Source organism: Ruminococcus sp. RTP21484sp1_RTP21281st1_A8_RTP21281_210402, assembly GCF_040914025.1.
Taxonomy (GTDB): domain Bacteria; phylum Bacillota; class Clostridia; order Lachnospirales; family Lachnospiraceae; genus Blautia_A; species Blautia_A faecis.
In genome coordinates this window covers 1-9,188 of sequence record NZ_JBCPGE010000081.1, presented here as the reverse complement: position 1 = coordinate 9,188, position 9,188 = coordinate 1, and the positions used below count along the sequence as shown (strand labels likewise).

Below are 9,188 nucleotides of genomic sequence, written 5' to 3'. Positions count from 1 at the left end.
GGCGCCCTCATCCGAGCGAAATCTCCCACAAATTGTGACGCACATCTTGCAGAAAGCCTTTTTCAAACACGCTCTAGGAAGAGATGAATAGGATTGCAAAACCGGCATAGTATGATAAAATAATAGAAAAAAATTAAAAATAATCTGATTATAAGGTTCTTAGGAAGCCTGTTTTCCAGGCTGGTTATTACTAAGAAGTTACTAAATTTGGATAAGAAAATATACGAATTTATGCTGTGATATACAGGAAAATGACAGGATTGAAGATTATCGGAAAATGCCTGTAAACAGCGTGAATACAGCATTTCAAGGAGTTTTAAGCAATGATAAGAGTGTTATTTGTCTGCCACGGCAATATCTGCCGCAGCCCAATTTCTGAATTCGTTATGAAGGATATGGTTACGAAACGAGGCATCAAGGCTAAATTTTACATTGCGTCTGCAGCCACTAGTACAGAGGAAATCTGGAATGGAATCGGGAATCCGGTTTATCCGCCGGCAAAGCGGGAATTGGCAAAGCATGGGATTTCCTGCGAGGGGAAAAGAGCGGTACAGATCACCAAAGCAGATTATGGAAAATATGATTATATTCTGGGAATGGAAGAGAGAAACATTCGGAATATCTTGCGAATTGTAGGAAAGGATCCGGAAGGGAAAGTGAAGCTCTTACTGGATTATTCAGATAATCCCAGAGATATTGCTGATCCGTGGTATACGCGGGATTTTGAATCTACTTATAGAGATGTAGTAGAAGGCTGCGAAGGATTTCTTGCGTATCTGGAGAAAAATGAGAAGATATAGGTTGGAAGAGTATACGCAATATGATAAACGTAATGATGAAATAAAAATAGTAAAAACAAAAAAAACAATGCAAAAATGTGCGTTTTGAATATTTTCTATTCCCTATTCTAGTGACAATTTATTCAACAGGACTACAATAACCTCAATCTAAGAATTTCGCAATGACGCTCTAATGCAATAAAAATATCATTAGAAAACACGTCTCATAAAATGTCAGAGGCGTGTTTTCTATATGATAAAACTTTAACAAAAATACAAAAAAACGGAAAATTGTGTTGATTTTATCACTCAGATATGTATAATATAGGATAAGGAAAAAGGGAATCGATCCGGTTCCATTCCTTTGGTTTTGTACCATAGAGGCTGTGACCGCAAGTAATATTCTTTGATATGTATTACGGTGAGATGCGGACTGAAGCTATAAATCTGCATTCGCAGATGAATTCCATTTTAGAGAAAAGAGGTTAAGTGTAAGATGGCAAAAATCGATTTAACAAAGTATGGTATTACCGGAACTACAGAAATTGTTTACAACCCCTCTTATGAAATGTTATTTGAAGAGGAGACCAAACCAGGTCTTGAGGGCTTTGAAAAAGGACGGGTCAGCGAGCTTGGCGCTGTTAACGTTATGACAGGTATTTATACCGGACGTTCTCCTAAAGACAAATATATCGTAATGGATGAGAATTCTAAAGACACCGTATGGTGGACATCTGACGAATATAAGAATGATAACCATCCTGCATCACAGGAAGCATGGGAAGCAGTGAAAGAGATCGCTAAGAAAGAGCTCTCCGACAAGAGACTTTTCGTAGTTGATGCATTCTGCGGTGCTAACAAAGATACCCGTATGGCAATCCGTTTCATCGTTGAGGTTGCTTGGCAGGCACACTTTGTAACAAACATGTTCATCCAGCCTACAGAAGAAGAACTGAAAGACTTCGAGCCAGATTTCGTTGTTTACAACGCTTCCAAGGCTAAAGTAGAGAACTACAAAGAATTAGGTCTTAACTCTGAGACAGCTGTAATGTTCAACATTACAAGCCGTGAGCAGGTTATCGTCAATACATGGTATGGCGGAGAGATGAAGAAGGGTATGTTCTCCATGATGAACTACTATCTGCCACTTAAGGGCATCGCTTCCATGCACTGCTCTGCAAATACAGATATGAACGGTGAGAACACCGCTATCTTCTTCGGCCTTTCAGGAACAGGTAAGACTACACTTTCCACAGATCCTAAGAGACTCCTTATCGGTGATGATGAGCACGGCTGGGACGACAATGGAGTGTTCAACTTCGAGGGCGGCTGCTATGCTAAGGTTATCAACCTTGACAAGGATTCTGAGCCGGATATTTACAATGCAATCAAGAGAAATGCTCTTCTTGAGAACGTTACACTTGACGCAGAAGGAAAGATTGATTTCGCTGATAAGAGCGTTACAGAGAACACTCGTGTATCTTATCCGATCAACCACATTGAGAAAATCGTTCGCCCGATTTCTTCCGCACCGGCTGCTAAGAATGTTATCTTCCTTTCCGCAGATGCATTCGGAGTACTTCCTCCAGTATCTATCCTGACACCAGAGCAGACTCAGTACTACTTCCTGTCTGGATTCACAGCTAAACTTGCTGGTACAGAGCGTGGAATCACAGAGCCTACACCTACATTCTCAGCTTGCTTCGGACAGGCATTCCTTGAACTGCATCCGACAAAATACGCTGAAGAGCTGGTTAAGAAAATGGAGAAGAGCGGAGCAAAAGCATACCTGGTTAATACAGGATGGAATGGAACCGGAAAACGTATCTCCATCAAAGATACTCGTGGTATTATTGATGCAATCCTCAGCGGCGCTATCTTAACAGCACCGACTAAGAAGATTCCATTCTTTAACTTTGAGGTTCCTACAGAGCTTACAGGCGTTGACACAGGTATCCTTGATCCTCGTGACACATACGCTGATGCTTCTGAGTGGGAAGTTAAAGCAAAAGATCTTGCAGATCGTTTCGTTAAGAACTTCAAGAAATATGAAGGAAATGCAGCTGGTAAAGCACTTGTTGCAGCTGGTCCTCAGGCATAATCATTTAAGATTATTTATGGGTCTGCCGTATTTACGGCAGGCCCTTTGTTGTTTATACTGGAAATATTTATAAAATGTTTTCTATGAATAAAGAAAACAACCACCACAGCTTGTTGCTATTCACTGTTAACGTCCCGCGAGGCGTTTTTTTGGTGAACAAAGTTTAAAGCAAATACGAGAATTACAGCGCGAAATCATGTGAACATGATTTCTGTGCATCGCGAAGCGTGCTGCTTTGAAGGTTGTGAACAGTAATAACAGCTTTTATTGTAAGGGAAAATTGTCGATAGAAAATCCTTTACAAACACATTCATATCTTATATACTATCCATACAGCAACTCAAATGGAAGCCTTATCTATTTCTAAATATCTGCTTCCATCTTTTATTTCAAATACGGATCATTTGCAGTGCACAGCAAGGTCAGTATTCGTTAGGGCATTTCGCCCGTTTTTATCAAGAAAGGAATTATATATGAGCAGAGAGTATGAGGTATTTGTGGAGAGTCTGCGCCAATCTCTAATGGAACGGCTTGGACTTAATGAGAAACAGATTTACTTTGAAGAACGGGACGAAAATGGCATGACACCAAACGGCGACCGGCTGTTTGTAGAGTGCAATGCGTCTTCAGTGGGAAAAGAAGTCTGCGGAATTCACACGGAAGAGCTTTTTGAGGACTATGAGGATGGTGTTTCACTGGAACAGATTGCAAAAACAGTGGAAAGTGAAATACGTAAATTAAAAACAGCTGGATTTTTTGAGAAAACCAAAAATCTGAATAACTACGAAAAGGTGAAAAATGATCTTTTTATCCGGGCACTTAATGTAGAACGCCATGAACGGGAACTGTCGAAGGCAGTATACCGTGTAGTGGGCGATATTGCACTTGTGCTATACATGCAGGTGGGAAATTTGGATGGCCGGATCAGCAGCATGAAAATACGCACGGATAACATAAAAGAATGGGGAAAGGATGAAAAGACAGTTTTTGACGCAGCTCTTCTAAACACGTATTTTATTTCGCCGCCCAGAATTTTTTATTGGGAAAAACTGGTCTACAATCCAGATTATGATGGAGAATGCTTCATGGATCTGAACCATGAATTCTATCTGACAAGGGACAGCATCGGAAGCTGTCTGAGCACTGCAAGAAGGACAAACGGAGCCGTTGCAATATTCTTGCCAGGCGTGGCCAAAAGGCTTGCAGATCTGATGGATGCAGATTTCTATATGGTTTTTACGAGCATTCATGAGGTGATGATCCACAACGCTGATCATTCCTATCCGGAGGATCTTGAAAATGTTTTGAGAGAAACTTTGCGGGAGGCAACTCCGGAAGAAGATTTTCTCACGGACAAAATATACAGATATTGTAGAGAGACCGGAGATTTTCTGATGTATAAAGGCACCGTATTTATTGATTTAAACAAGTTGAAATCTGACAGTGAAGAGAACGGATAAACAGATAGAAACAAGTGTAGTTACGTCATTTTCGGACTTTTTGTACAATGGGTGTTTTCGGCAGAAATTTTGATTGCAAAAAAGAACTGCAGTCAGACTGTAAACCAATCTGCTGCAGTTTCTAAAAACCAAATTATGAATTTCTATCCGAGAATTGCGGAGTCGTTGGAGAACTCTTCTCCGCTGGCTTCCTCAAATTTATCAAGAAGCTGTTTTACGGTAAGCTTTTTCTTTTCTTCTCCTTGGATATCAAGAATGATTTTTCCGTTCATCATCATGATCAGGCGGTTGCCGTGAGCAATGGCGTCCTTCATGTTATGTGTGATCATCAGTGTAGTAAGGTGATCGCGGTTGACAATCCTGTCTGTGATATCCAGCACCTTGGCAGCTGTTTTGGGGTCAAGGGCTGCGGTATGCTCATCAAGAAGGAGAAGCTTTGGCTTCTGAAGGGTTGCCATGAGAAGCGTAAGTGCCTGTCTCTGACCTCCGGAAAGAAGACCCACCTTAGAGGTAAGACGATCTTCAAGACCAAGATTCAGAATCTTCAGAAGCTCTTTGTACTCTTCTCGTTCGGCTTTTGTAATACCAGAACGAAGAAATCTTGTTTTTCCGCGGCGTTTTGCAAGGGCAAGATTTTCTTCAATACCCATGGTAGCAGCAGTTCCGGTCATGGGATCCTGGAATACACGTCCCAGATAAGCTGCTCGCTTGTACTCGGAAAGTTTGGTGACATCTGTTCCGTCAATGATGATCTGTCCCTCGTCTACTGGCCATACACCGGCAACTGCGTTCAGCATTGTGGATTTTCCGGCACCGTTGCCGCCGATGACAGTAACAAAGTCGCCTTCATTTAATTTCAGGGAAAGTCCGTTCAGAGCCACCTTTTCGTTGATGGTTCCTGGATTAAAGGTTTTATATATGTTTTTGATCTCAAGCATTGTTCTTACCTCCGCGTTTTGCTGGTTTTGCGAAATATTTTCCCTTCCAGTAAGGTACTGCCAGGAATACAGCTACTACAAGTGCAGACAGCATTTTCAGAAGGTCAGTGTCGATACCCATCCAGATAACAGTCTGGAGAACCAGATAGTAGAGAATGGAACCAAATGCTACGGCCAGAAGACGGAGCGCGAAATTGCGGAAAATACGGCTGAAAATCGCTTCGCCGATAATAACAGCAGCAAGTCCGATTACGATAGCACCACGTCCCATATTGACGTCTGCAAATCCCTGATACTGTGCAAGCAAGGCGCTGGAAAGAGCAACAAGTCCGTTGGAAATCATAAGTCCAAGTACTTTGCAAAAATCAGTGTTGATACCCTGTGCACGGGACATGTTTGGATTGCATCCGGTAGCCCGGAGGGAACATCCAAGCTCTGTTCCGAAAAACCAGTAAAGAACTGCGATGATCACAACAATAAATAAAGCGACGATAAGAATTGTGTTCTGAGTGATCGGTACATTTTTTATACGGCGTAAGGAAATCAGGATCGGGTATTTATCAACGTTGATAGCCTGGTTTGCTTTTCCCATGATTTTCAGGTTAACAGAGTACAGGGAAAGCTGTGTCAGGATTCCAGCAAGGATGGCCGGGATTCCCATAAAGGTATGGAAAATACCGGTAACAAGACCAGCTGTCATACCAGCCAAAGTGGCAACTAAAAGAGATACCCATACGTTATGTCCGCTGGTCATCATCATGACGCAGACAGCACCTCCGGTACACATGGTACCGTCTACGGTCAGATCGGCGATGTCAAGGACACGGAATGTAAGATATACGCCAATAGCCATAATACCCCAGATCAGACCCTGGGCAGCGGCACCCGGAAGTGCCATGATTAAGTTTGCAATTTGCATGTCTTTATCCTCCTGCATGCGTGATTTGTTTGCTGGAGCGTGTTTGAAAAAACATTTTCGCAATTTGTACGCCCCACTGTGCGGTATATTTTGCCTGAATTCGGTTGTCGTAGCCCGTTACGACGACCTCACCCGGACAAAATCTCCCACAAATTGTGACACACATCTTGCAGAAAGCCTTTTACAAATACACTCTGGTGTTCACTGTGTGAACATCAACATTTGTTTTGTGGACAAATGTTTGAAAAAGACAGTTACTGGAATCTTTATAGTGTTTTGTATGTGGAGTAACTGGCTTTTTGTTATTTGCGTAAACAGAAATATTCATTTTGGAAGAAATGCTATTTTATGCATAATTATGCATAAAATATACTTAAAAATACATTCCTTCAGAAACGACACAAACAGCGAGAGAGGCTTCCCTTCCCGCTGTCTGTGTTGATTACTGTCAGAGTCTTTTGACAAGCTCTAAAAGCAACTGAATGTCTAAATTAACTGTCAAACAAATATGAAAATTTTTATTGTGCATTACTGCATATGTTATAAACCAGTAATTATTCTGCGTCAGCACCGATTGCAACATAGTCATCCGGAACTTCAATTCCCAGCTCAGCACAGATGTCTGCATTGTATTCTTTTGTGAAGTTTGGTGCATATTCGATTGGCATTGTAGAGATATCTTCACCATCTTTCAGAATTTTAACTGCCATTTCACCAGTTGCTTTTCCAAGATCATAGTAGCTGATGGAAAGTGTAGCAACACCGCATCCGGAGCAGATTCCTTCTTCACCTGCGATTACCGGAACCTTTGCCGGAAGGCAGATGTTGTTGATCAGCTCTGTGTTGGAAGCTGCTGTGTTATCGGTAGGAACATAGATAACGTCACTGTCTGCAACTGCATTTGTTACAACAGAAGAAATATCGTTGGAGTCAGAGAATGCGTAATATTCGCAAGTGTATCCAAGATCTTCAAGAGCTGCCTTCACCGTATCAACCTGATACTGGGAGTTTGGTTCTGCGGAGCAGTACAGAAGTCCTACAGTCTTAGCATCCGGGAAAAGTTCATTCAGCATTGCTGCCTGCTGGTCGAGAGGAGCAAGGTCTGAAGTACCGGAAATGTTGCCGCCTACAGTACCATCAAAATCTGTAAGGTCAAGAGCTACGCCATACTCTGTAACTGCAGTTCCAAGAATCGGGATATCGCTTGTTCCGGCAGCTGCTGCCTGAAGAGAAGCAGTAGCATTTGCAAGGATAAGGTCTACGTTACTGGATACGAAATTGTTGATGATCGTACTACATGTTGCGGAATCACCCTGTGCATTCTGCTCATCAAATGTTACGTTTTCTTCGCCAAGACCTTCTTTTACTGCATCTTCAAATCCCTGTGTTGCTGCATCCAGTGCTTCGTGCTGAACTAACTGGCAGATACCAATGTTGTATGTTTTCTGCTCTTCAGCGTGTACGGTTACTGTACCTGCAAGACCTGCTACCATAGCTCCGGTCAGAATTACTGACAAAACCTTTCTTTTCATATTTTATTTCCTCCTTAAAAAGTGTTTTCGTGTTTTAAAGTGCTTTTTCTGCTTTAAAGTATTGCCTGCACAAAATAATACCGCTTTAAAGCGTAAAAGTCAAGTCGCTTTTGTAATTTTTTCACATATCCTAATAGAGAAATAGTATTTGAAAAGGAAATTTTGACATGCCATATTCTATTATGATTGACGCCGGGCATGGAGGTTGTAGATAACGCAAGTGATGAAAACAACGAAAATACAAGGAGAAAGGCAACTGTTGTACCTATTAAAATAGAATATGTGTGAGAGGACAAGCCTTTCAATAATGTAGACGTTCAGAAATGAGCGTCTATTTTTATACCCAAAATGAAAGGAGCATTAGATTTATGAAAAAGATGTTAAAACGATTGTGTACGGGCTTCTTAGCTCTTGCAACTGTCGTTACTGCTTTACCGACTACACCCGTTCATGCAGAAAGTAAGCAATACTGGACGGAAAGTGCAGAGCGTGTCGGTATCATTGAAAAAGTAATGAATGACGGTTCTATCGGTTCGACATTCAATGAGGGCTATATGAAAGTCGAGGGCGAAACTGCCTATTGTATCGACATCAACACAGATTTTAAGAATGGCTACAAGACCAGAGCTGACGCAAGCTCACGCATGAGTGCCGACCAGATTTCAGATGTGGCGTTATCCTTAGAGTATGTCAAACAGTATGGCGAAGCTCACAAGGAACTGAACTACAAGCAAGTCTATCTGCTGGAACAATGTGTCGTCTGGCAGAGATTGAGCGTACATCTTGGCTGGCAATGTGATAACGTGCGAGCTTCTTATGATGAAATTCCAAAGGCAACGCAGGACGAAGTTTTCGCTGGTGCAAAAGCCTTTGTCAAAGAGAATAAAGGACGCTATGAATGTGGCGGTTATATCTACTCTGGCGAGGGGCAGGAATTGGGACAATTTTGGGCGAAGCTGAATGTCGGAAATGCAAAACTGCAAAAGGTTTCCAGTAATACCAGCATTACAGACGGTAACGGGAATTACTCTGTCGCTGGTGCGACATACGGTGTCTTTGCTGATAAGGACTGCACGAAACAGCTTGCCACCCTTACGACTGATGAAAACGGAAATACAGATGTTGCAGAGGTAAAGGCTGGCACAGTCTATATCAAGGAACTTTCTGCACCAGCAGGATATAAAGTAGATAAAACTGTATATTCCTTAAAGGTTGAAGCTGGAAAAACAGCGACCTTGAACGTATCAGATACACCGAAAGTAACAGACACTTTGATTGAGCTTTTCAAGATTGATATGGAAACACAGAAAGACAATCCGCAAGGGAACGTTTCTCTAGCAGGTGCAGAATTTACATGGAAGTATTATGCAGGCTTCTATAACAAAGACAATCTCCCTGCCGAAGCTACTCGTACATGGGTTACAAAGACAATCGCTGAAACAGACAGCGACGGGACAAC

9 protein-coding genes and 1 pseudogene are annotated in these 9,188 nt (G+C 42.0%); 5 read left to right on the top strand and 5 right to left on the bottom strand.

Going from position 1 to position 9,188, the window contains the following annotated elements; translation table 11 throughout:
• A partial coding sequence (locus AB5170_RS21995; protein ID WP_368361730.1) for a DUF6783 domain-containing protein occupies nt 1–108 on the bottom strand: 108 nt, incomplete at its 3' end.
• A gap of 215 nt (nt 109–323) precedes the next feature.
• On the opposite strand from AB5170_RS21995, the gene AB5170_RS21990 reads away from it, so the two are divergent.
• The 3 genes from AB5170_RS21990 (at nt 324) to AB5170_RS21980 (ending at nt 4,340) form a co-directional block, all read left to right on the top strand.
• The gene (locus AB5170_RS21990) at nt 324–800 is read left to right on the top strand and encodes a low molecular weight protein-tyrosine-phosphatase (protein ID WP_148461931.1); all 477 of its coding nucleotides are present in this window, start codon (nt 324–326) and stop codon (nt 798–800) included.
• 475 nt (nt 801–1,275) lie between these two features.
• Nucleotides 1,276–2,880 carry a phosphoenolpyruvate carboxykinase (ATP) gene (gene pckA, locus AB5170_RS21985; RefSeq protein WP_148461930.1) on the top strand — a complete coding sequence of 535 codons (1,605 nt, stop codon included), beginning with the start codon at nt 1,276–1,278 and terminating at the stop codon, nt 2,878–2,880.
• A 473-nt stretch (nt 2,881–3,353) separates the two neighbouring features.
• A complete protein-coding gene (locus AB5170_RS21980; protein WP_118578494.1) occupies nt 3,354–4,340 on the top strand; it encodes a DUF5688 family protein in 987 nt (328 codons plus the stop codon).
• A 143-nt stretch (nt 4,341–4,483) separates the two neighbouring features.
• Here AB5170_RS21980 and AB5170_RS21975 read toward each other — a convergent pair whose 3' ends face one another.
• The 3 genes from AB5170_RS21975 to AB5170_RS21965 are packed head-to-tail and all read right to left on the bottom strand — an operon-like array spanning nt 4,484 to nt 6,363.
• Entirely contained in the window at nt 4,484–5,278 is a 795-nt protein-coding gene (locus tag AB5170_RS21975) for an ABC transporter ATP-binding protein (protein ID WP_118578495.1), read from the bottom strand.
• The gene (locus tag AB5170_RS21970; RefSeq protein ID WP_118578496.1) at nt 5,271–6,197 is read right to left on the bottom strand and encodes an ABC transporter permease; all 927 of its coding nucleotides are present in this window, start codon (nt 6,195–6,197) and stop codon (nt 5,271–5,273) included. The genes AB5170_RS21975 and AB5170_RS21970 overlap by 8 nt, the downstream gene beginning before the upstream one ends.
• A 4-nt stretch (nt 6,198–6,201) precedes the next feature.
• Nucleotides 6,202–6,363: a DUF6783 domain-containing protein gene (locus AB5170_RS21965; RefSeq protein WP_306467811.1), complete on the bottom strand. Its 162-nt coding sequence runs from the start codon at nt 6,361–6,363 to the stop codon at nt 6,202–6,204.
• Here AB5170_RS21965 and AB5170_RS21960 point away from each other — a divergent pair.
• A complete protein-coding gene (locus AB5170_RS21960; protein WP_306467812.1) occupies nt 6,292–6,639 on the top strand; it encodes a DUF6783 domain-containing protein in 348 nt (115 codons plus the stop codon). The two genes, AB5170_RS21965 and AB5170_RS21960, sit on opposite strands and share 72 nt — an antisense overlap.
• 112 nt (nt 6,640–6,751) lie before the next feature.
• Here the strand turns inward: AB5170_RS21960 and AB5170_RS21955 are convergent, their stop codons facing one another.
• A complete protein-coding gene (locus AB5170_RS21955) occupies nt 6,752–7,729 on the bottom strand; it encodes an ABC transporter substrate-binding protein (protein ID WP_173715881.1) in 978 nt (325 codons plus the stop codon).
• Between the two features lie 368 nt (nt 7,730–8,097).
• On the opposite strand from AB5170_RS21955, the pseudogene AB5170_RS21950 reads away from it, so the two are divergent.
• Nucleotides 8,098–9,188, top strand: a pseudogene (locus AB5170_RS21950) (SrtB-anchored collagen-binding adhesin); the annotation flags it as partial.